General features: G+C 70.4%; 22 protein-coding genes and 1 pseudogene. 12 read left to right on the top strand and 11 right to left on the bottom strand.

Annotated features, from left to right (window positions below; translation table 11 throughout):
* The first annotated feature begins 1 nt into the window (after position 1).
* The 4 genes and pseudogenes from O7602_RS22540 (at position 2) to murA (ending at position 3620) form a co-directional block, all read left to right on the top strand.
* Positions 2-1414 (top strand): FAD-dependent oxidoreductase, encoded by a 1413-nt coding sequence (locus O7602_RS22540; RefSeq protein ID WP_281584609.1) that lies wholly within the window; start codon positions 2-4, stop codon positions 1412-1414.
* Positions 1411-1662, top strand: coding sequence for an acyl carrier protein (locus tag O7602_RS22535; RefSeq protein WP_281584608.1), 252 nt, complete (start codon positions 1411-1413; stop codon positions 1660-1662). Before O7602_RS22540 ends, O7602_RS22535 begins: the two co-directional genes overlap by 4 nt.
* Positions 1659-2276, top strand: a complete 618-nt coding sequence (locus O7602_RS22530; protein WP_281584607.1) for an acyltransferase — start codon at positions 1659-1661, stop codon at positions 2274-2276. Before O7602_RS22535 ends, O7602_RS22530 begins: the two co-directional genes overlap by 4 nt.
* 72 nt (positions 2277-2348) lie before the next feature.
* Positions 2349-3620: pseudogene (gene murA, locus O7602_RS22525) on the top strand (UDP-N-acetylglucosamine 1-carboxyvinyltransferase).
* A 179-nt stretch (positions 3621-3799) separates the two neighbouring features.
* Here murA and O7602_RS22520 read toward each other — a convergent pair.
* Entirely contained in the window at positions 3800-4297 is a 498-nt protein-coding gene (locus O7602_RS22520; protein ID WP_281584606.1) for an NUDIX hydrolase, read from the bottom strand.
* A 1350-nt stretch (positions 4298-5647) separates the two neighbouring features.
* On the opposite strand from O7602_RS22520, the gene O7602_RS22515 reads away from it, so the two are divergent.
* Entirely contained in the window at positions 5648-6748 is a 1101-nt protein-coding gene (locus tag O7602_RS22515) for an XRE family transcriptional regulator (RefSeq protein ID WP_281584605.1), read from the top strand.
* Positions 6749-6792: 44 nt separating this feature from the next.
* Positions 6793-7296 (top strand): hypothetical protein, encoded by a 504-nt coding sequence (locus O7602_RS22510; RefSeq protein WP_281584604.1) that lies wholly within the window; start codon positions 6793-6795, stop codon positions 7294-7296.
* Positions 7297-7378: 82 nt separating this feature from the next.
* Here the strand turns inward: O7602_RS22510 and O7602_RS22505 are convergent, their stop codons facing one another.
* The 4 genes from O7602_RS22505 to O7602_RS22490 form a co-directional block, all read right to left on the bottom strand.
* The gene (locus O7602_RS22505; protein ID WP_281584603.1) at positions 7379-7948 is read right to left on the bottom strand and encodes a TIGR03086 family metal-binding protein; all 570 of its coding nucleotides are present in this window, start codon (positions 7946-7948) and stop codon (positions 7379-7381) included.
* Entirely contained in the window at positions 7935-8417 is a 483-nt protein-coding gene (locus O7602_RS22500; RefSeq protein ID WP_281584602.1) for an SRPBCC family protein, read from the bottom strand. The genes O7602_RS22505 and O7602_RS22500 overlap by 14 nt, the downstream gene beginning before the upstream one ends.
* The gene (locus tag O7602_RS22495; RefSeq protein ID WP_281584601.1) at positions 8414-8773 is read right to left on the bottom strand and encodes a metalloregulator ArsR/SmtB family transcription factor; all 360 of its coding nucleotides are present in this window, start codon (positions 8771-8773) and stop codon (positions 8414-8416) included. Before O7602_RS22495 ends, O7602_RS22500 begins: the two co-directional genes overlap by 4 nt.
* Positions 8774-8869: 96 nt before the next feature.
* Complete coding sequence (locus O7602_RS22490; RefSeq protein ID WP_281584600.1) at positions 8870-9610, bottom strand: SDR family oxidoreductase; 741 nt, start codon at positions 9608-9610, stop codon at positions 8870-8872.
* 60 nt (positions 9611-9670) lie between these two features.
* Between O7602_RS22490 and O7602_RS22485 the strand changes: the two genes are divergently transcribed.
* Positions 9671-10276 (top strand): TetR/AcrR family transcriptional regulator, encoded by a 606-nt coding sequence (locus tag O7602_RS22485; protein ID WP_281584599.1) that lies wholly within the window; start codon positions 9671-9673, stop codon positions 10274-10276.
* Here O7602_RS22485 and O7602_RS22480 read toward each other — a convergent pair.
* Positions 10240-11925, bottom strand: a complete 1686-nt coding sequence (locus O7602_RS22480) for a cation:proton antiporter (protein ID WP_281584598.1) — start codon at positions 11923-11925, stop codon at positions 10240-10242. The genes O7602_RS22485 and O7602_RS22480 overlap by 37 nt on opposite strands.
* A 405-nt stretch (positions 11926-12330) precedes the next feature.
* Between O7602_RS22480 and O7602_RS22475 the strand changes: the two genes are divergently transcribed.
* The 4 genes from O7602_RS22475 to O7602_RS22460 all read left to right on the top strand — a co-directional run bounded on the left by O7602_RS22475 (position 12331) and on the right by O7602_RS22460 (position 17600).
* Positions 12331-13686: a ricin-type beta-trefoil lectin domain protein gene (locus O7602_RS22475; RefSeq protein ID WP_281584597.1), complete on the top strand. Its 1356-nt coding sequence runs from the start codon at positions 12331-12333 to the stop codon at positions 13684-13686.
* A 125-nt stretch (positions 13687-13811) separates the two neighbouring features.
* Complete coding sequence (locus tag O7602_RS22470; RefSeq protein WP_281584596.1) at positions 13812-16172, top strand: ricin-type beta-trefoil lectin domain protein; 2361 nt, start codon at positions 13812-13814, stop codon at positions 16170-16172.
* A gap of 87 nt (positions 16173-16259) precedes the next feature.
* Positions 16260-16853 (top strand): hypothetical protein, encoded by a 594-nt coding sequence (locus tag O7602_RS22465; protein WP_281584595.1) that lies wholly within the window; start codon positions 16260-16262, stop codon positions 16851-16853.
* Between the two features lie 9 nt (positions 16854-16862).
* Positions 16863-17600 (top strand): Clp protease N-terminal domain-containing protein, encoded by a 738-nt coding sequence (locus O7602_RS22460; protein ID WP_281584594.1) that lies wholly within the window; start codon positions 16863-16865, stop codon positions 17598-17600.
* A 48-nt stretch (positions 17601-17648) separates the two neighbouring features.
* On the opposite strand, the gene O7602_RS22455 is transcribed toward O7602_RS22460, so the two are convergent.
* From O7602_RS22455 to O7602_RS22435, 5 genes are all read right to left on the bottom strand, one after another.
* Positions 17649-18167, bottom strand: coding sequence for a hypothetical protein (locus O7602_RS22455; RefSeq protein ID WP_281584593.1), 519 nt, complete (start codon positions 18165-18167; stop codon positions 17649-17651).
* A 110-nt stretch (positions 18168-18277) separates the two neighbouring features.
* Positions 18278-18481: a hypothetical protein gene (locus O7602_RS22450; protein WP_281584592.1), complete on the bottom strand. Its 204-nt coding sequence runs from the start codon at positions 18479-18481 to the stop codon at positions 18278-18280.
* 18 nt (positions 18482-18499) lie between these two features.
* Positions 18500-18685 carry a DNA repair protein gene (locus O7602_RS22445; RefSeq protein ID WP_281584591.1) on the bottom strand — a complete coding sequence of 62 codons (186 nt, stop codon included), beginning with the start codon at positions 18683-18685 and terminating at the stop codon, positions 18500-18502.
* A gap of 84 nt (positions 18686-18769) precedes the next feature.
* Positions 18770-19792, bottom strand: coding sequence for a HAMP domain-containing sensor histidine kinase (locus O7602_RS22440; protein ID WP_281584590.1), 1023 nt, complete (start codon positions 19790-19792; stop codon positions 18770-18772).
* The gene (locus tag O7602_RS22435; RefSeq protein WP_281584589.1) at positions 19785-20480 is read right to left on the bottom strand and encodes a response regulator transcription factor; all 696 of its coding nucleotides are present in this window, start codon (positions 20478-20480) and stop codon (positions 19785-19787) included. The genes O7602_RS22440 and O7602_RS22435 overlap by 8 nt, the downstream gene beginning before the upstream one ends.
* Before the next feature lie 118 nt (positions 20481-20598).
* On the opposite strand from O7602_RS22435, the gene O7602_RS22430 reads away from it, so the two are divergent.
* A complete protein-coding gene (locus O7602_RS22430; protein WP_281584588.1) occupies positions 20599-21264 on the top strand; it encodes a GNAT family N-acetyltransferase in 666 nt (221 codons plus the stop codon).
* Positions 21265-21428 lie beyond the last annotated feature (164 nt).

The following is a 21428-nucleotide window of genomic DNA, read 5'->3' as shown; positions in this document are numbered from 1 at the left end:
CATGAACCAGTTCGTGACAGACGTCGCGGTGGCCGGCTCCGGCCTGCTCGGGCTCGCCACCGCGTTCGAGTTGCTCAGCCGGGACCTGGACGTCACCGTGGTCGGACCTCGGACCGGCGACCACGCAGGGCAGGCGTCCCGGGCCGCCGGCGCGATGCTCACCGTCTTCAGCGAGGTCGAGGCAAGCCACGATCCCGAGTGTGTCAGCGTCGAAGTTGGCGAACGGTTGGCCGCCCGGACCGGGTACGAAGCCTGGCTGGACCGCGTCGGTACGGCCAGCAAGCAGACGGTAAGGCTTGTCCCGGGCGTTTGGGTGATCGGCAACGGCTACGGGCCGGATGACGCCGCGAACCTCCGGGCCATCGCGAAGGCCGCCGAGGGCCACGGGTGCCGCGCCGAGTTCGCGTCGCCGACCGCCGTTCCGGGGCTGGCACCGCAGGTGCGAGCACACGAAGCACTATGGCTGCCGGACGAGGCGAGCGTAGACCCGGTGCTCCTGGTCGAGGCGCTGGCCACGGTGCTGAAGGCCAGTCCCCGCTGCCGGTGGCTCAACACCACCGTCACCACCGTCAAGGAGCGCGGCGAGCATCTTATCGTCGCCGGGGCTGACGGCAGCAATGTCCTGGCCGCTCATCTGGTCCTCGCTGCCGGTGCCGGGACGACGGGTCTGCTCGCCCCTGCGCTTTCCGAGCAGGTCGACGCCCCTCCGCTGCGGTCCGGGCGAGGCGTGTCGCTGCTTGCCCGCGTCCCGTTCTCGTTGCCCGCTGCCGTGCGAACCCCGAACCGGGGCTTTGCCTGCGGCAGCCACATGGTCCCGCGCGGCGACGGCACCATCTACCTGGGCGCGACGAACCGGCTCTCCACCGAGCCCGACTATGGCCAGCCCGCCACCCTGGACGAGATCGCCACCTTGATCCACGATGCGAGCGCCGAACTCAACACCACCATTTGCGAGGCCGGGCTGGTAGAGGTCCGGGTCGGGCACTGGCCGGTCACTCTCGATCATCTGCCGCTGTTCGGCCGCACCGGACACCCGATGGTCCACCTCGCGACCGGCACCTATCGGTGCGGGGTGCTGCTGGCCCCGCACGCCGCTGCCATCATCGCCGATGGGATCACCGCTCCCGGTTCGACCTCCGCCCATCCCTACAGCCCTCGGCGTGCGATGCATCTACCGGCACTCGACGACCTCATCGGCGGCGCGGCCCGCGGCCTGGTGGACATGTTGTGTCAACCGGGTGGCAACCTCCCGCCGGGCACACACGAGATGCTGGAGCGGTTCATCGAGGCGGCGTTGCACGAACTCGCCGCCGGCACCTCGACCAGGGCGGTCGCCGTCCGCAGACTCTGGCAGCGTGCGCCCATGGCCGAGTGCCTGCCGCTGCTGCTCGACGCCGCCGGGCGGATCCGATGAGCATGCACGCTCTGGGTCAACAGACCGTGGCCCAACAGGTCCTCGCAGAGATCAGCGGCTGGCCCATCAACACCATTACCGCCTCTACGCGGCTGTCCGAACTCGGTCTGGACTCGCTCGACCGGCTCACGCTCGCGGTGCTGCTGGAGGGACGAACCGGTCGTCCCCTATCCGACGACGAGCTGATCAGCGTCCGGACCCTGGACGACCTGGAACGGCTGCTGAGACCTGCGGAGCGTTCGGCATGACCAAGACGCCAGCACCGACAGCCGAGCGCACGTCGGACGCGCCCTTCATCGTCGAGTCAGCCGAGGTCGCCGACGCAGCTCACGTCGGCGCACGAACCAGGATCTGGCACCACGCGCAGGTCGACGGGGACGTCCGGATCGGCGAGGACTGCGTACTCGGCAAGGGCGTTCATGTGGCCTCGGCAGCGGTCATCGGCAACCGGGTCAAGATCCAGGACGGATGCGGGGTGTTCGGAGCCACCATCGAAGACGGTGCGATGCTCGCCCCCGGCGTCTACCTGCTGGAGGACCCGGCACCCCGAGCCATCAACCCCGCCGGCAACCTGAAAGGCCGCGACGACTGGCGGCGGGAACCGGTGACGATCCGCTACGGCGCCACCATCGGCGCCAACGCGGTCATCGCCCCAGGCGTCACCATCGGCCAGTACGCCATGGTCGGCATCGGCTCCGTCGTAGGACACGATGTGCCGGACCACGGACTCGTCATGGGCAATCCAGCCCGGCAACTCGGCTGGGCCTGCAGATGCGGCCACCGCCTCGACGACAACCTCATCTGCCCCACCTGCGGACAGCAGTACCGCCGAGGACCGACCGGCTTGTCCCTGGCTACGTGACCGCCGACCACCCGGCGACTGTCCCGCACGCGCTTGCTCAACCACCCCAAACCTCTGCTGAAGGAACGTCACATGACCGAAGTTCGCTATCGTGTCCGCCCCGCCGGGCCTCTCAACGGCACCGTCGTCGTTCAGGGGGCCAAGAACGCGGCCCTTCCCATGATCGGTGCCGCGTTGCTCGCCCGACGTGGTCAGACGGTGCTGCGCAACGTCCCCGCGATCACCGACGTCCAGCTCGCCGTCGACCTCGCCCGACTTCTCGGCGCTCAGGTCGAGTACCACCCGAGCGATCGACTGCTCGTCATCGACGCCACCGAGATCACCAGCTCACGGCTGCCAGCCGATCTCACCCGCCTGTTCCGGGGCAGCGTGTTGTTCCTCGCCCCGGTGCTGCACCGCCGAGGCGAGGTGATCTTCGAGGGTGCCGGCGGCTGCGCCCTCGGCACCCGAGGGCTTGACTTCCACTACCGAGGACTCGCCCGCCTCGGCGGGCACATCGAGGAACACGGCACCACAATCAGCATTAAGGCCGGCAACCTGCGCGGCGCCGACCTTTACCTCGACACGCCCTCGCACACCGGCACCGAGACCCTCATCATGGCCGCGGCCCTGACGCCCGGCCGGACTGTCATCGAGAACGCCGCGCTGGAACCCGAAGTCCTCGACGTAGTCGCGATGCTCACGGCCATGGGCGCCCAGATCAGCGGCGCGGGAACCGGCCGCATCGTCGTCAACGGGGTCGGCGAACTCAACGCGGTCGAATACACGATCATGCCGGACCGCATGGACGCCGGCGTGCTGGCCATCGCGGCTGCCATCACCGGTGGCGCGATCAACCTCGTCGGTGGCACCGTGCTGGATCACTTCGGAGTCGCCGCGCACAAGCTCCACCAGATGGGCATCGAACTCGGCACCGCCGGGGCAGTCACCAACGTCACCCGACCCGGTCAACTGCACCCCATCAACGTCATCACCGACACCCACCCCGGGTTCGCCACCGATCTGCAGCCCCCGCTGATGGCCCTCGCCACCCAAACGCCCGGAACAAGCTAGTTCCGTGAGCGCATCCACGACGCCCGATACGCCCTCGCTGGTGAGCTGACCAAGCTCGGCGCGGACCTCACCGTCGACGGCGAGAAGGCCGTGGTACGCGGTGGCAAGCCACTGCGCGGTGCCGAGGTCATCGCCCGAGACCTGCGGACCGGCATCGGGCTCGTACTGGCAGGACTTGTCGCCGACGGCGAAACCGTCATCGGCAACGGCACCGTGATCGACCGAGGCCACGCGGACCTGACCAGCCGGTTCACCGCCCTCGGCGCCGACATCACCCGCGAGGAGTTCTGACGACAGGGCTTGCTGAGCGAGCACGAAGTCCTCCGTGATGCCGTCCTCGGCGGAGAGGTCGTGCGGCAGGCCACCGCGACCATCGACGCCGTCGAGGCCATCCTGACCTCGTCGGCAACCGATAGCTCCGCCACGCCTGACCTGCTACGCACACCGCGTCGTCCACACGCTCAGCCCGACTATCTATTTGAGGTCGCGACTCCATCCTCAAGGTAGACACCGCCACGCCCGATCGCGGCGAGCGCCGCGACAACCCGCCGAGCCAATCTAGGGATCAGCACCTCGCCCAAGCGCTCCGGCTCGACGAACTCGAATCGGTCGAGCTCCTCCGGACACAGCCGCATCGTTGCAATCTGGTCCGCTGTCACCACCCCGCCGTCGAACACGAACATGAGCCCGCCGTCCCATGGCGGCCTCGCCGGCACCCAGTCGACGCACAGCAGCGCTCCTACAGGCACCGAGAGGCCCAACTCTTCCCGGATCTCGCGCGTGCAGGCGTCCGCCGGAGACTCGTCCGGCTCCACCGTTCCGCCGGGAACTTCCCATACGTCTTTGTACGTCGGGTGGACCACCAGCACCCGACCGGCTTGGTCGCGGAGGATCACGCCGGCCGCCGCACGGACCCGCGTCACGCTGGCGATGTAGGAGATGTCAGGTTCGGTCTGCGTCTCGGCCACGCGATCGACCCTACGGGCTCGCCCTTGGCGCATAGCCCCTTATCGAAGGAAGACCGGTGGCGCCCGGTCCGTCGGCTGCCCGCCTCTGCCGGCAACCGCTACTTCGAGCACCGCACCTTCACCACCCCGCGAGACCCGCTACTGCCGCACCACCCGAGAGGCCCTCGTCCGCGTCACCGCGTACCACCTCCTGCGGGATGCCATCTAGGCGGCAGACGAATTGAACCGGGAGAGAACTTCGTGGCCTATCAACCGGGGCCTAACCACTTGCTTCGCGCAGCGCGGCTGGCGTTGCGGTCTCCGTCGGGGTCGGGGCGGCCGATGTCCCGGCAGGAGTTGGCCGACGCGGTCAACGCCTATGCCCACGCTCACACGGGATGCCGCAGCGCCGTGGACGCCCGCTACATCGGCAGGCTCGAACGTGGGAAGCATCGGTGGCCATTTGAGCCATACCGCACGGCGTTGCAGGAATTCCTGGGCAAGACGACCAACGCCGACCTGGGGTTCTTCATCATTCAGGGACACGCCCAAGACCCTGAAGTAAGTCCGGAGAAACCGAGACCAGAAGGTAGCTGGACATCACCCGCTCCCGGCCCCAGCCCGGGCCGCCCGGTAGCGGTAGCGACGGCGGCCGGTCCGGTCATCACGGCCCGAGCGGCGGCGGTACGTGTGACCGTGACCCTCCACGCCGAGACTGCCACCGCGGCGGTCCGCCACGACGACACGACCGGCGCTGTCACGGTCTTCGCGGGACCCGTCGAAGTGCTCGTCACTCCGTCGGATGCCATGCGGGACCCCCTCGCGGCTGTGCCCGATGGGATGCCGCCCGTGTCCGGTGTTTGCCCGGCGTGCCAGCTTCCGGATCGATGCCGCGTGGACTGATCAATGGGTTGAACGCCGAACTCCGGGGCTTGAGCCGCCCCCCGTCATCCAAGGCAGGTATCCGGCCGCCCAACGGGAGGCGTCGATCGGCATGGAATCCGGCCCAGCGGCATTCCTCGGGCGGCCGAGATGTCTCCAGGGTGCTCGACGGGTGCTCGGGCGCCGTGGACGGGCCCGTTGCTGGGTGGACTGACTGGGACGCCGGCTCGGCCGGTTAGTCCGCTGGCCGCGAACAGATGGATTCAGGCGACCTGGTTGGACCGGTGACTCGACCAAGATCATGCTCTTAATCCGCGGTTTCGGGGTTCGAGTCCCTGGCGGCGCACCAACGAGCAAGGCCCTGTCCTGGTGGTTGACGCCGGGACGGGGCCTTTCGTGCATTTTGGCGCCGGTGGCCTGCTGCCCTTGATCGTGAACTCATACCCTGTGTGGGTCCACTCCGGGCTCGGCTTGTGCGATTATCGCACCATGGCCGGGGAGCAGCAGGATTGGCGCCGTATAGGCGAGCAGGTGCGGCAGGCGCGTCTGTCAGTAGGCATGTCCCAGCAGGACCTCGCTGACGGCGTGGGGCTCGACCGAACCATGTTGGCCAAGGTTGAGGCAGGAAACAGACGCCTCGACGGGGTCGAACTGGCGCGTCTGTCCCGTGCGCTCAGAGTGTCGATGGAGTACCTGATCGAGCCGCGGCCGGCGGTGCTGTCCCGTCGGGCCGCGATGCTGACCGAAGAGACCGATACGGTGGCCGCGCGGTCCTCCGAGCGTCTGGAAATCGCCTTGGTCGAGTGGCTGCGGAATGTGCAGCAACTCGTCGAACTCGGCACTCTGCGGTCAGCGCCGCTGCTGAGATACCGGGGCACGGTGGCATCCGAGGATGACGCGAGACAAGCGGCCCGATGGTTGCGACAGCAGACCGATCTCGGGAACGAGCCGGTCGGGAGCGTGATAGATCTTTGTGAGCGCGCAGGGCAGTGGGTGCTGGTGACAGACCTGCCGGGCGATGGTGCGTCCCTCGTCGAGGGAGATCTGGCTGTCGCGGTGGTGAGCACAGAGGGTGACCCTGGCCGTCGCCGAGCTACCGCCGCACATGAGCTGGGCCACCTGGTCGTCGGCGACGAATACTCCAGTGACCTGGGAGTCAGTACCTCCCGCGCGGAGCGCGAAGGGGTGATCGACGCATTCGCCGCGGAATTGCTGCTACCGGTCGATGCGATGACCGGGGTCGTGAACGGAGGGCGGGCGAGTCGGGAGTGGCTGATCTCCTACGCCGCTCGATACCGCACCTCCTGGGTGCTGGCTCTACGGCAGGCTGAGCGGGCCGGGGTGATCGACGCCCCGACACGTCAGGCGTGGAGCTTCCCTCGGCCCACGCGGGCGGAGTTCATGGAGGCCCTGGGGTGGGCACCCCAGCCGGACCTGGCTTCGGTGCGGGTGCCGCCGGGCTATGCGCAGGCGGTCATCGAGGCATGGCGGGCCAGCAGGATCACGAGAGCCAGGGCGATCGAGTTGATGTACGGCGAGCTGACCGATGCGGATTTGCCCGAGGAGGATGACCTGGAGACGGCTCCGTGAGTCATCATTCGATGCCGCCGGGGTCGGTCCTCGTACTCGACACGATGCTGCTGTCCCACTTCACTCTTGCTGACCGGCTGGACGTTCTACAAGACCTGCTCGTCGACGCCGACTGCTGGACGACGCAGGTGGTCACGGAGGAACTGCGGGCCGGAGCCGCGATTCGACCGGAACTGCTGGCCGCCTGCGAGGTGGACTGGCTGAAACGGGCGCAGTTGGACACGCTTGATGAGGTCAGGTGCTTCGCCGCCTGGGCCAGAAGACTTGGCGTCGGGGAGCGTAACCTCGGCGAAGCTTCTGTTCTGGCCGCCGCTGAGCTGCGGAGAGGTATCGCGATCACGGATGATCGGCAGGCCAGCAAGGTTGCCCGTTCTTTCGGCGCAGAGGTCCATGGCACGATCTGGCTTCTCGCTGCTGCTTGCCGGAGCGGCAAGCAGACGGAGACCGGCGCGGGCAACCTGATCGACGCCCTGCGGGCGACGAATGCTCGCCTGCCCTGTTCGGGCGCGGAGTTCCCGGCCTACACCCGCCGGCACCGCCTGTTGTGAGCGGCCGTCGGAGGACCCGGTGGTCCGTGATCCAGGCGTAGCACCGCCTTCGTGATCGAGGAATTGCGGGGGACGGAGAGGATCAGGGGGTCCACTCCGGGTCGCGGCCGATGAAGCCCAGCAGCCTGGTCTGCGGGTCGCTGTCCTCCTTCACCGGCACGCGCGGGCCATATTGCCCGGACGAGCGGATGATCTCCTCCATCGGCTCCATCCCGGCGAGCAGTTGCGCACAGAAGTCCTGGTCGAGGCGGTCGTCCTGGCCGGTGGCGCGGGCCAGGTCCCAGGTGTGCATGAACACGTCGGTGGTGTAGAACTGGTCGATCGCACGGTCCAGCGGCAGTTCGCCGAGGTGCGGGTTCGACAGGCGGCGGTCGGCCGTGGCCGGGTCGTTGAGCAGGGACTGCACGGCGTCGGTGTGGGTCTGCCACGCGCCGACCGGATCGTCGTCGACCGACGGCCCGGCGGGGAGTTGGATGCCGGCGCCGGCGGCCAGGAACGGCGGCAGCCATTCGACCAGGTGGCGTACCACGTCGCGGGCGGTCCAGCCGGCGACCGGCGCGGGCGCGTCCCACGACCGGGTGCCCCGGACCCGGTCGGTGAAGCCGTGGCTGATCTGTCGGTGTCGCTCGGCGGGCCGGTCAGAGAGTGCCATCGGCGAGCATCCCGTCGATCTTGGCGTAGCCCTCGTCGACCCCGACCTCCATGCCGCTGGCGAGCCAGGCGTCGCGGGCCTCGAAGCTGTCCACGAGGGACTGCGCGCGCAGGAGTGTGCGCCCGTCGTCGAGGGGCTCGAACCACAGCGTCTCCAGCGCCACGCCGTCGGGTTGTCCCTCGAAGGTGAACGTCTGGACGATCCGGTCCGGGCGTACGTCGTGGAAGCAGCCGCGGAACGCGTACCGCTGCCCGTCGCGGGTGGACACGTAGCGCCAGGCGCCGCCGGAGCGGGCGTCCCACTCCTCGATGGTGGTGTCCATCCCGTCGGGGCCGACCCAGCGCGCGAACAGCAGTGGATCGGTGTGTGCGCGGAACAGCTGCTCCGGCGTGGCCGTGAACTCCCGGGACATCCGGATGATCGGCACCTTCGGGTCGGCCTCGATGGTGGTTCCGGCGATGGCGCTCATGCCGCGCTTCCCCTCTCGGTCTGGTCGGTCTGGTCCTGGTCCATCTCCGCCAGCACGGCGTCCAGCCGGCGGTAGCGCTCCTCGGCCTGGCGGCGGTAGCGCTCGATCCACTTGTCCATCAGGTCGAAGACCTCCGCTTCCAGCCGCACCGACCGGGGCTGCGGCCCCGCCGGTCGGCTCACCACCCCGGCCTCCTCCAGCACCCTGAGGTGCTTGTAGACCGCCTGGAGTGTCATCGGGTACGGCTCGGCGAGCTGGTTCGCTGTCGCGTCGCCCGCGGTGAGTCGTGCCACGATGTCGCGCCTGGTCGGGTCGGCAAGTGCCGCGAAGACCCGCGACAGCGTGTCCGCCTGCATCGGCGCCTCCCCAGTCTTGAAACCGTCTGGTTGAAACGAACCTACACCCGTTCACCCATCGTGTAAACCGATTGGTTGAAACAGCAGGCGATCGGGTTATCCCTGGCGGGTGGGCCGGATGGTCAGGTCGCCGATCTCGACGTCGTCCGGTTGGTCGATCGCGAAGGCGATCGCCCGGGCGACCGCCGTCGGGTCGATGCCGAGGTCGGCCATGTGTTGCCGGGCCTGCTCGCGCGCCACCGGGTCGGCCGCGGCGTTGTCGATCAGCTCGGTACGCACGTAACCGGGGGAGATCGACGTGGTGCGGAGGACGCCGTCGGTGCTCTCCTGCCGCAGCGCCTCGAGCAGGGTGCGGACCGCGTTCTTCGTCCCGGCGTACACCGCCTGGGTGGGTGTGATCTTGAGCCCGGAGGTCGACACGACGGTGACCAGGTGTCCGCTGCCCTGCCGGCGGAACGTCGGCAGGGCAGCGGCGATGCCGTGCAGGACGCCCCTGACGTTCACGTCGATCATCTCGGACCAGCCCGCGACGTCGAGGTCGGCCACCGGGCCGAGTCGGGCGATTCCGGCGTTGCCGACCAGGACGTCGAGACGGCCGTACCCCGCGACGGCGGTGTCGACGAGCGACGCGAGGTCGTCGGGTTCGGTGACGTCGACGCGGACCGCGGCGGCGGTGCCGCCGGCGGCGGTGATCTCGTCGACCAGGCGGTCCAGCCGCTCGGTGCGGCGGGCGCCCAGCACGACCGTCGCGCCGAGCGCGGCGAGGTGACGAGCGGTCGCCTCGCCGATGCCGCTGCTGGCGCCGGTGATGGCGACGACCTTGCCGGGAATGGTCATGGCGTTCTCCTCGGTTAGGGTGGACACATGTCCGGTTACCCCGACAAGCCTAGCGGACACGTGTCCGCTTCCGCTCGGAGCGGCGTTCCGCGACGGGCCGACGCGCAGCTCAACCGGGGCCGCATCGTGACGGCGGCCCGGGAGTTGGTGCGCGAGCCCGGCGAGCTGAAGCTCAACGCGGTCGCCAAGGCGTGCGGCATCGGGCAGGGCACGCTGTACCGACACTTCCCGACCCGTGAGGACCTGTTGGTCGAGGTCTACCGGCAGGAGGTCGACGAGCTGGTCGCCGCCGCCCCGCGGCTGCTGGCGCGACACCCGCCGCTCGACGCGCTCGCGGCCTGGTTCGACCGGGTGGCCGCCTATGCCCGGGTCAAGCGCGACGTGTTCGCCGCCGTGGAGGCGGCCACGTGGCGCGATCTGGCCGCGCACAGCCTCGGGCCGATCGGCGACGCGGTCGAGCTGCTGCTCGCCGCCGGCCGCACGGCCGGGACCATCCGCGCCGACGCCGAGGCCCCCGACGTCATCGTGCTCATCAGCTGGCTGTCGCGCCTGGACGACGCCGAACTCGACGCCCGCGGGTCACGGCTGCTCGCCATCCTGGTCGACGGGCTCCGGGCACCCGGAACGGGTCAGCCGCGCCGCTTCGGGAGCAACAGCTCCTCGTGATCGAGTTCGCGTTCCAACACGCGCAGCTCCTCGTCCGGCAGTCGGCCGGAGTCCCGCCAGCGCACCAACTCCTCGCGCTGGGCGTCGATCGTCGTCCGGCGGACCCGCAGCGCCGTCTCGTACTCGTGGGACGTGGGCATCTCGGCCGATCCACTCTGCTGGAGCAGGTCGAGCCGGCCGCGGTAGCGCGCCAGTCGGGCCAGCAGCTGGGTACGGATGGTGTTGACCGCTACCACGCTGTCCGGCTCGTCGGCGGCCACCTCGTCGAGGCGGGCCAGGGCGGCCTCGACCGCCGCCGAGCGGGCCTCGTTGCGTACCCGGGCCTGGTCGGCGGCGTTGGCGCGCAGGCCGAGCATCCGCACGAGCGGCGCGAACGTCATGCCCTGCCCGACAAGCGTCACGAGCACCACCATGAAGGTGCAGAACAGCAGGAGGTCACGGTCGGGGAAGGGCGAGCCGTCGTCGGTGGTGAGGGGCAGCGTGAAGATCGCGGCCAGGCTGATGACGCCGCGCGTGCCCGACCAGCTCAGCGCCACCACCTCGCGGGAGGTCAGCCGCCGTTCGTTGCGGTCGGCGCGGGCGACCTGCCGGGCGCTTCCGGGCTCGCCGGTGTCGTCGGTGTCGTCCTGCTCGGACACGCCACCCAGCCGGGTGTGCAGCGACCGGGGGAGCGACTGGGTCAGCGCCAGCCAGGTGGGACGCAGGAGCAGCACCACGCCGACCGACACCGCGACGGCGGTGAGGATCGTCGACGTGTCGTAGTGACGCAGGCCCCGAACGACCTCGGGTAGCTGCTGGCCGATCAGCAGGAAGACGAAGCCTTCGAGGAGGAAGTCGACGAGCCGCCACACCGCGTTGGTCTGGAGCCGGGCGGCCCCGGACCCGAACTGGGGCGTCTGGTGGCCGACGATCAGCCCGGCGACCACCACGGCGAGCACTCCGGAGACGCCCAGTTCCTCGCCCAGCAGATAGGCCACGAACGGTGTCGCGAGCGAGATCGCGTTCGACAGCAGCGGATCGGCGGTGAGCGGTCGCGCCAGCCGCTTCGCCCAGGCGACGGCCGCCCCGACCGCGACCCCGCCGGCTGCGGCCAGCACGAACTGCCCGACGGCGGCGTGGAAGGAGAACTGCCCGCCCACGGCGGCGGCCACCGCGACGCTGAGCATCGTCAGGGCGGTGGCGTCGTTCAGCAGCCCCTCGCCCTGGATGATCGTGACCATCTTCGGCGGCAGGTTGACCCGGCGACCCACGGCCAGGGCGGCCACCGGGTCGGGCGGGGCGACGGCGGCGCCGACCGCGACCCCGGCGGCCAGCGTCGCCCCGGCGACGAACAGGTGGAACCCGACGCCGACGACCAGGCCGGTGAGGAGCACAAGCACCACGGAGAGGCTGACCACGATGCGGAGGTTCCGGCGGATGTCCAGCAGCGAGGAGTCGAGCGCGGCGCTGTAGAGCAACGGCGGCAGCACGACCATGAGCACGAGGTCGGGATCGAGGCCGATGTTGGGGCCGGGGAGCAGCGCGTACGCGATGCCGATGAGTGGCAGGAGCGCCGCCGCCGGCAGGCCGGTCCGGCCCGCCACCCACCGGACGGCGACGATCACCGCGACGGCGGCGAGCACGAACAACAAGGTCGAGTGGGTGCTCACCTGGTGGCTTCCCCTTGGAGCGGCGCGGGCTGCGGCAGGACGAGCCTACCTGCGTGATCACCTGGACCGCTCGGCGGCGGTCGGGGTGTGGCGGAGGCGGGCCGCAACCTGCCGGACATGGCATTGACATATTTCACTGCCCGTCCTAGGGTTCGGCCGAATCGGTTCGACGTCGTGCTGCGGGCGTTCCAGCGGGGCGGCGGTCGGTTCGGATCGCGTGCCGCGGAGGCGGTCCCCGCCGACGCCACGACGGCCGGCTGGTCCTGCCCGGGCAGGCGGGCCAACGGCGGAGTCCGGGCAACTGAGTCGACCGTGCCGGGTCCGGCGTACGCACCCAGGAGTGGTGCGTGTCGCAGCTCCCCGTACCCGAGCCGGTCCTTTCCCCGATGGCGAAGGAGCCGCAACATGGCATTACGCAGATCCATCTTCGGGCCCGTCGCGGCCGTCGCGATCCTGGTCGCGGCGGTGGCCGGGGCGACAGTGGCCGGCGGGGCGGGCGGAACCGCGTCGGCCGCGACGGTCGGCGCGGACGCGGCGACCGCCGGGTGCGGGAAGGCGCCCACGCTGACGAGCGGCCAGCGGTCGATCCAGAGCAGCGGTCAGAACCGCAGCTTCATCCTCCGGATCCCCGACAACTACGACCGGAACCACGCCTACCGGCTGATCTTCGGGTTCCACTGGAACGGCGGCACCGCGAACGACGTCGACTCCGGCGGCGCGGACCGGGAGGCGTGGTCCTACTACGGACTGCGGCAGCAGGCGAACAACAGCACCATCTTCGTCGCGCCCCAGGGCAACAACAACGGCTGGGCCAACCCCGGCGGTCAGGACACCGTCTTCGTCGACGACATGATCAGGCTGATCGAGGCGGACCTGTGCGTGGACACGACGCAGCGGTTCGCGCTCGGCTTCAGCTACGGCGGCGGCATGAGCTACAACCTGGCGTGTTCTCGGGCCAACGTCTTCCGCGCCGTCGCGGTCTATTCCGGCGGGCAGCTCAGCGGGTGCTCCGGCGGCACGCAGCCGATCGCGTACATGGGGATCCACGGCATCGGCGACCCGGTGCTCAACATTTCCGCCGGGCGGTCCCTGCGGGACACGTTCGTGCGCGCCAACGGGTGCGTCGCGCAGAACCCGCCCGAGCCGAGGGCGGGCAGTCTGACCCACGTCACCACCACCTACTCCGGCTGCCGCGCCGGTTACCCGGTGGTCTGGGCCGCGTTCGACGGCGGTCACACGCCCGGCCCGGTCGACGGCGGCGGCGACAGCGGCGTCCGGACCTGGACCAAGACCGAGGTGTGGCGGTTCTTCACCCAGTTCGACGGTAGCGGGCCGACGCCCACGCCGACCGCGAGCCCGACCACCCCGCCGCCGGGTGGCACCTCGGCCGTTCGCAACGTTTCCGCCGGCCGGTGCCTGGACGTCAACGGTGCCTCGCAGACCAACGGCGCCGCGGCGATCATCTGGGACTGCCACGGCCAGAGCAACCAGAGCTGGACCGCGACCTCGGCGCAGGAGTTGCGGGTCTTCGGCGGCAAGTGTCTCGACGTCAGCGGCGCCGCCACCGCCAACGGCAGCCCGGTGATCATCTGGGACTGCAACGGGCAGTCCAACCAGAAGTGGCGGCTCAACGCCGACGGCACGATCACCGGGGTCGGTTCGGGACGGTGCCTGGACGTGGCCGGCAACGGTACGGCCAATGGCACGCGAACCCAGATCCAGGACTGCACCGGCGCGGCCAGCCAGCGGTGGGTCCGTTGACGGGCATGTTGTGTGAACGTTAACATGTGATGTCTTGGATATCGATGTAAATCGATTGACTGTGATCGGGAGGCGGATCGATGTTCGGTACAGTAAGTCGTCCACGACGGTCGTGGCGGGCGGTGATGTCGGCTGTGGCAGCATCGGTCCTGGCAGCGAGTGCCGTACTGACCGCGTCCGCCTCCCCGGCCCAGGCGGCGACCGCCATCACCATCAACGGCGGATCCGGCGGACGCGCGTTCGACGGGGTCGGCGCGGTGAGCGGCGGAGGCGGAAACAGCAGACTTCTCATCGACTACCCGGAGCCGCAGCGCAGCGACATCCTCGACTACCTGTTCAAGCCGGGCTACGGCGCGGCGATGCAACTGCTCAAGGCGGAGATCGGTGGCGACACCAACTCCACCTCCGGCGCGGAACCCAGCCACGAGCACACCCGGGGCAGCGTGAACTGCAACCGGGGCTACGAGTGGTGGCTGATGGAGCAGGCCCGGGCACGCAACCCCAACATCGCGCTGGCCGGCCTGGCCTGGGGCGCCCCGGGCTGGATCGGCAACGGCAACTTCTGGTCCACCGACTCGATCAACTACCTGGTGGGCTGGCTGGACTGCGCGGCGACGCACGGGCTGACCATCAACTACCTGGGCGGGTGGAACGAGAAGGGCTACAACACCACCTGGTACAAGAACCTGCGGTCCACGCTCAACTCACGCGGCTACGGCAACGTGAAGATCGTCGCCTCGGACGACTGGGGGTGGGGCGCCGCCGACGACTCCCTGCGTGACCCGGCGTTCGCTGCCGCGGTGCAGGTCTTCGGCAGCCACTACGTCTGCGGCTATCGAGGCGCCCAGAGCAGCTGCCCCAGTTCCGCCAACGCGATCTCGACCGGCAAGCCGTTGTGGGCCAGCGAGAACGGCTCCGACGACTACAACGCCGGCGCGCCGGCCCTCGCCCGGGGCATCAACCGCGGCTACATCGACGGCAAGATGACCGGCTACATCAACTGGCCGGCGATCGCCGCCATCACCCCCAACATCCCCTGGGCGACCACCGGCGTGGCGGTGGCCCAGCAGCCGTGGTCCGGCAACTACTCGATCGGCAAGAGCACCTGGGTGATGGCGCACACCACCCAGTTCACCGCGGCCGGCTGGCGCTACCTCGACTCGTCGAGCGGTTACATCGGCGGCAACCGCAACAACGGCAGCTACGTGTCGCTGAAGTCGACCAACAACAGCGACTACAGCACCATCATCGAGACGCAGGACGCCGGCTCGGCCCAGCAGCTCGACTTCACCGTCACCGGCGGGCTGTCCACCGGCACCGTGCGCGTCTGGGCGACGAACGTCAGGTCGAACAACAGCGCCGACCACTTCGTCCGGGGCAGCGACATCACGCCGAACGGCGGTCGCTTCTCGCTCACCGTCCAACCCGGCTACGTCTACAGCATCACCACCACCACCGGGCAGGGTAAGGGCACGGCGGTCAGCCCGGCCCAGGGCAACCTGAAGCTGCCGTACAGCGACGACTTCGACAGCTACGCCACCGGCCGCGAGGCCAAGTACCTGATGGACCAGCAGGGTTCGTTCGAGATCGCCGGGTGCGGTGGCGGCCGGACCGGGCAGTGCGTCCGCCAGATGTCCGACCAGGCGCCGATCTACTGGACCTCCGGCAAGGCCGAGCCGTTCACCCTGCTCGGTGACCTGACCTGGCGCAACTACACCGTCTCCTCGGACGTGCTGCTGGAGAAGTCCGGCTACGTCCAGTTGATCGGGCGCGGCAACACCTACAACCACCAGGGGCCGCAGAACCTGAACGGCTACTACTTCCGGGTCACCGACGGTGGCGCCTGGTCCATCCGGAGCAACAACACCAGCGGCAACTGGCGCACGCTCGCCAGCGGCAACACGTCGGCGCTCGGCACCGGACGCTGGCACAACCTCTCGTTGAAGGTCAACGGCAGCACCCTCACCGCGGCCGTCGACGGCACCACCGTCGGCACGGTGTCGGACGCCACCTGGGTCGCCGGCCAGATCGGGTACGGCACCGGGCAGGGTGTCACCGCCCAGTTCGACAACCTCTCGATCACGCCGGGCGACGGCTCCAGCAGCCCGACCGGAGAGGTGCGCAGCGCGAGCGCCAACCGCTGCCTCGACGTCAACGGCGTCAGCCAGGCCGACGGCGCGGTCGTGCAGATCTGGGACTGCAACGGCGGACCCAACCAGCAGTGGACGGCCGGCACGAACAACCAGCTCACCGTCTACGGCAACAAGTGCCTCGACGTGCCGGGCACCGCGTCCGGCAGCCGCGCGCGGATCATGAGCTGCAACGGCGGCAGCAACCAGCAGTGGCGGCTCAACGCCGACGGCACCATCGTCGGCGTCGGCTCGGGGCTCTGCCTGGACGTCAACGGCGCGGCCACCGCCAACGGCACCGCGGTCCAGCTCTGGACCTGCAACGGCGGCAGCAACCAGCAGTGGGTACGCGGCTGACCCGCCGCGCGTCGTAGCCCGTACCGTCGCCAGCCCGGCCGCCCGCATCGGCGGCCGGGCTGGCGCGTCCTTCCTACGATGATGGCCATGGATGTGGCGATCGTGACCAACGCGGTCGTGGCCGCAGTCTCGGTGATCACCGTCGGTGTGTCGGCGTTCTTCGCGCTCCGGCAGTTGCGGCTGTCGCAGGGCGCGAACCACACCCTGGTCGCGATCGAGTTGCTCACCCGCGACCGGATGAGTGACGCGTTCCTGGACAGCCAGCAGTATCTGCTCACCGAGCTGAGGACCGCCTGTCCTCCCGGTATGCCGGTGAGTGAGCTGCCCGCCGACGCCCGCAAGCACGTGAACCGGATCGCGCTCTACTACAACGGGTTGGGCCAGATGCTTGCCTTCCAGGTGGTCGAGCCGGCCCTGCTGCTCGGCACGGGCGGATTCCGCGCGCGGGAGGCGTGGGCCGTGCTGGAGCCGTACATCCTCGCCGAGCGCGCGGCGCGCGGTGAGTCGTACCTGTCCAACTTCGAGCATCTCGCGGTGCTGGCGACCGAGACGCCGTGGCCGGTAGCGGTGCGCAAGCTGGGCCTACGTCGGTTCGACCGCTACCCGGCCGACGTGGGTCTACCGCCGGAGCCCGGGCCCGGTCGTCAACCTGGGGTTGACGAAGAGATATCGTCAACCTAAGGTTGACGCATGACTGAGATTGAGCCGCTCAAGATGAGCCAACCGGTGCGCCTCGACGAGTTGATCGAGGGCATCAAGAAGGGGCGCACGGACGCGCTCGACCAGCTCGCCGACGCGGTCCTCGTCGCGGACCACCTGGGCGACATCGCCGACCACCTGATCGGCCACTTCGTCGACCAGGCCCGTCGCTCCGGCGCCTCGTGGACGGAGATCGGCCGCAGCATGGGGGTCAGCAAGCAGGCCGCCCAGAAGCGCTCCGCCGCCAAGGCGGAGACCGCCGCCGCGCTCGACCCGAACGCCGGGTTCGGGCGGTTCACCCCGCGCGCCCGCAACGTGGTGGTGGCCTCGCAGGAGGAGGCGCGGGCGGCCGGCAACGCCGAGATCACCCCCGGGCACATCGCGCTGGGGCTGCTCGCTGAGCCGGACGGGCTGGCGGCGGCGTTGATCGTGGCCAAGGGCGTACCGCTGGAGAGGCTGCGGGAGGCCGTCACCGCGACGTTGCCGGCGAAGGCCGAGGCGGTCCCGGAGCTGATCCCCTACGACGCGCGGGCCAAGAAGGTCCTGGAGCTGACGTTCCGGGAGGCGCTGCGGATGGGCCACAACTACATCGGTACGGAGCACATCCTGCTCGCCCTGCTGGAGGACGAGGCCGGCGACGGCGTGCTCGGCGGACTCGGCCTGACCAAGGAGGCGCTGGAGTCCGCGGTGGAGGGCGCGCTGGCCGAGCTGAACCGCAAGCGGGCCTGAGACCGGGCCGGGCACACGTCACGGGGGCGCGTGCCCGGCACCCGCGTGTCAGCCGGCGGTCGGGAAGCCGTAGCGGGCGGCGTGCTCCGGGTCGGCCGGGTCGACCTGCCGGATGCCGGCGTCGGCCAGACGCTTGTTGACCTCGTCGAGGCGGTCCCGGACCAGCCGGGCCTCCTCCTCGGTGACCCGGCCGCGGTGCGGTCGGCCGGCGTGCTCGATCGTGCCGTAGTCGATCTTCTCGGCGGTGCGGCGGGCCTTCGGCGGTTTGACCCGCTCGGCGGTACGCAGCAGCTGCGCCATCGGCACGTCGGTGGCCATCGCGTCGAACTCGCTCGCGGTCAGCACCACCCGGCGCGGCTCACCGAAGCCGTGCCGGTCGTGGATCTCCACCACGGCGACGTCCAGCGCCGCGTCGTCGATGCTCTCCACCTCGACCGGGGTGGCGTCCAGCTGCACGGGCCCGGCGACCAGGTCCGGGTGCTCCAGCACGACGACCCGGACCACCTCGTCGTCGGGGGACAGCGCCTGGCCGGTGAAGTCGGAGACGTGGATCGTCTTCTTGCCCATGCGCGGAGCTTCTCCTGTGGTAGACCGGAATCGGACCACAAGACGCTACCGCACACCTGTGCGAAGGCCCCGTACGCCCGCCACCGGCGTGTGTCGCCCTCCGCGTGTCGTCACAGGCTGCCTCTCACGTCGTTGGCCGCCTCTGCCGCCTGGGTGAGCCGGCTCAGATCACGTCCGCCGCCGTATCGCCAAGCCTCGTCGGACCCGGTGAAGTCCATCTCGACATGGTCGAAAGCCGCAAGGATTTCTTCGGCCCGCCGGTGGTCGGTGGACCTGTGCGGCTCGTCGTCAGAGGCATTGGAGGCGCCTGTCATGGCGAAACGATATCTGTGTCATCCGGTGGTGAGGCCGCGCCAGGCGGACGTCTCGGCGGGCTGCGCGTTCAGCTCGGCCCAGGAGAGTCGTCGATGGCGGGCCTCGCGGTACTGCGCCTGGACCGGGAAGCGGCCGGCGGAGGCGGCGGCCGGCCAGCTCCGCTCCGGGTCCTGCTGGAATCGGTCATTCGGCTTCTGAGGCATGACCACTACCGTCCCAGAGAAACTTGTCCATGTATGGAAATGAATATGACGGAGGATCGATGTGTTCGGTTCCCCGGTGGTGGGTCAGATCGCGGCGATCGGCAGGCGGACCACGAACCGGCATCCGTCGCTGACGTTCCGCACCTCTACCCGCCCGCCGTGCGCCTCAACCAGCCCGCGCACGATCGCCAGCCCGAGCCCGCCCGAGCCACCCGGCTCGACCGCCGCCGGCGTGCGGGCCGGCTCGCCCCGGAACGCCACGTCGAAGACCCGCGGCAGGTCGTCCTCCGGGATGCCACCGCAGGTGTCCGCCACGGCCAGCCAGGCGGTGTCCACCTCCCGCCCGGCGTCCACCCGCACCGTCCCGTCCACCGGGGTGTACCGGATCGCGTTGAGCAGCAGGTTGCCCACCACCCGGGCCAGTTCCCGCTCGCTGGCGAGCACCGACGGCCAGCCCGCCTCGGGCGCGACCAGCCGGATCCGGCGGGCGGCGGCCAGCGGCGCCGCGCCGGCCAGCGCGTCGGAGACCACATCGCCGAGCGCCACCGTGGACAGCGTCAGCCGCAGCGCGCCGGCGTTGATCCGGGACAGCTCGAACAGGTCGTCGACGAGCCTCGTCATCCGGTCGGTCTCCACCCGGATCCGGCGGTGGTACTCGGCCACCGTCACCGGGTGGTGGACCACCCCGTCCTCAAGCGCCTCGGCCATCGCCCGCAGCCCGGCGAGCGGGGTGCGCAGGTCGTGCGAGACCCAGGCGACCAGGTCCCGGCGGCCCTTCTCGATCTGCCGCTCCCGGGCACGCGCCTGGTCGGCCCAGACGGCGGCGGCGGCCAGCCGGCGGCCGAACGACCAGCCCACCGCCAGGGTCACCACGGCTGCGGCGGAGACCGTGATCAGCACCACCTGGAGGTCGTGCGGGGAGAGGAACATCGCCTGGGCGACGCCCGCCACCCCGGCGGCCACCGCGGCGACGGTCATCACCAGCAGCACCGAGATGTGCACGGTGATCGACCGGCCGCGCAGCAGCCGCAGCGCCACCGCGCCGGCCATCCCGACCGCGAGCGCGGCGGCCAGCGCCACGCCGAAGATCAGCAGGAGGTCACGCATCGGCCGGCTCGTACCGGTAGCCGACGCCCCAGACGGTGACGATGCGGCGCGGCCGGGCCGGATCGGTCTCGATCTTCTCCCGCAGCCGGCGCACGTGCACGGTCACCGTCGACTGGTCGCCGAAGCTCCAGCCCCAGACCCGTTCCAGCAACTCGGCCCGGCGCAGCGCCCGCGCCGGATGCCGCATCAGGTGCGCCAGCAGGTCGAACTCGCGCAACGTCAGGGTCAGCTCACGGCCGTGCAGGCGAGCCACCCGGGGGCCGGTCTCCACCTCCAGGCCGCCGTCGACGAGCAGCTCCGGCGCGGCGCCGGCCGGCTCGCCGCCGGCCCGGCGCAGCACCGAGCGGACCCGCAGCACCAGCTCCCGCGGGGAGAACGGCTTGCTCAGGTAGTCGTCCGCGCCCAGTTGCAGGCCGAGGACCCGGTCGGCCTCGTCGCCGCGCGCGGTGAGCATCACGATGGGTACGCCGTCCGGCCGCTCCCGCAGCCGCCGACACACCTCCAACCCGTCGAGCACGGGCAGCATCAGGTCCAGCACCACCAGGTGCGGCGGGTGGCGGGCCACGCTGGCCAGGGCGGCGGCCCCGTCGCCGACGTGCTCGACCTCGTAGCCGGCGTGCTCCAGGTAGCGGCAGACCACGTCGGCGACCGTCCGGTCGTCGTCGACCACCAGCACCCGCTGCGCCACACCGCACCTCCCACCCGTGCCGGGAGGCCAGCGTAGCCACGGGCGGGACGGCGATCCATTGCCAGGTTCTTACGGCCGAGAGCGGTCCGGGCCGGTCGGATCGGCGTACGATGATCATGTGCTCGACCGGCGGCTCTCCCTGCACCTGGCGACCCGGTTGGGGCAGTGGCCGGCGGGTCCGGGGTTGCACGTGGTCCGGTCCTACCGCCGCGCCCGCCCGGCCTGGGACGGTCGGCCGCGCCCGGCGGTCGGCGTGACCGCGGGTGACAGCACCGTCCTCTCGGTGCCCCCGCAGCGTGTCGAGGCGGTCCGGGCGCTGGTCCGCGGGCGGCCCCTCGGGGAGTGGCTGCCCGCGCTGCCGGCGACGGTCGGCACGCCGGAACTCACCTGGCACTGCGGTGTCTTCCGCTGGTGCACCCGCCCGGCCCCGCTTCCGGACGTGGGGGAGTGGCTGCCGCCGACGGTGCCCGGCGCCCCGCCCTGGCTGCACCTGTTCGACGCCGACGTGCTCGTGGTCCGGGACGCCGACGGCGCCTACCTCGCCGGTGTGGGGATCAAGCGGCACGACGCGTACGGGCACGAGTTGGCGGTGGGCACGGTCCCGGCGGCGCGGGGACGAGGACTGGCCCGGCGGCTTGTCGCGCAGGCGGCCCGGCGGGTGCTGGACGAGGGGCGGATCCCCACCTACGTGCACAACGCCGGCAACCACGCCTCCGCCCGGGTGGCCGAGGCGGCCGGATTCCCGGACCGGGGCTGGACCTCGTTCGGCGTCTCCCCGCACTGACCGGCGGCGCGGGCGCGGACCGTGGATCCCGGGCCGGATCCACGGTCCGCTGCCTGCTCCCTCCAGGCCCCAACGCTGGTAACGCTAAGTGCATGACCGGGGGCGGAGCAAGGGGGATGGGGCTGTCGTTTTCTAGACTGACCTGCGGATACTTCGAATGGTGC

The organism is Micromonospora sp. WMMD1128 (assembly GCF_027497235.1).
GTDB lineage: Bacteria > Actinomycetota > Actinomycetes > Mycobacteriales > Micromonosporaceae > Micromonospora.
The sequence above is the reverse complement of the archived record's forward strand: the minus strand, read 5'-3'. Positions and strand labels throughout refer to the sequence as shown.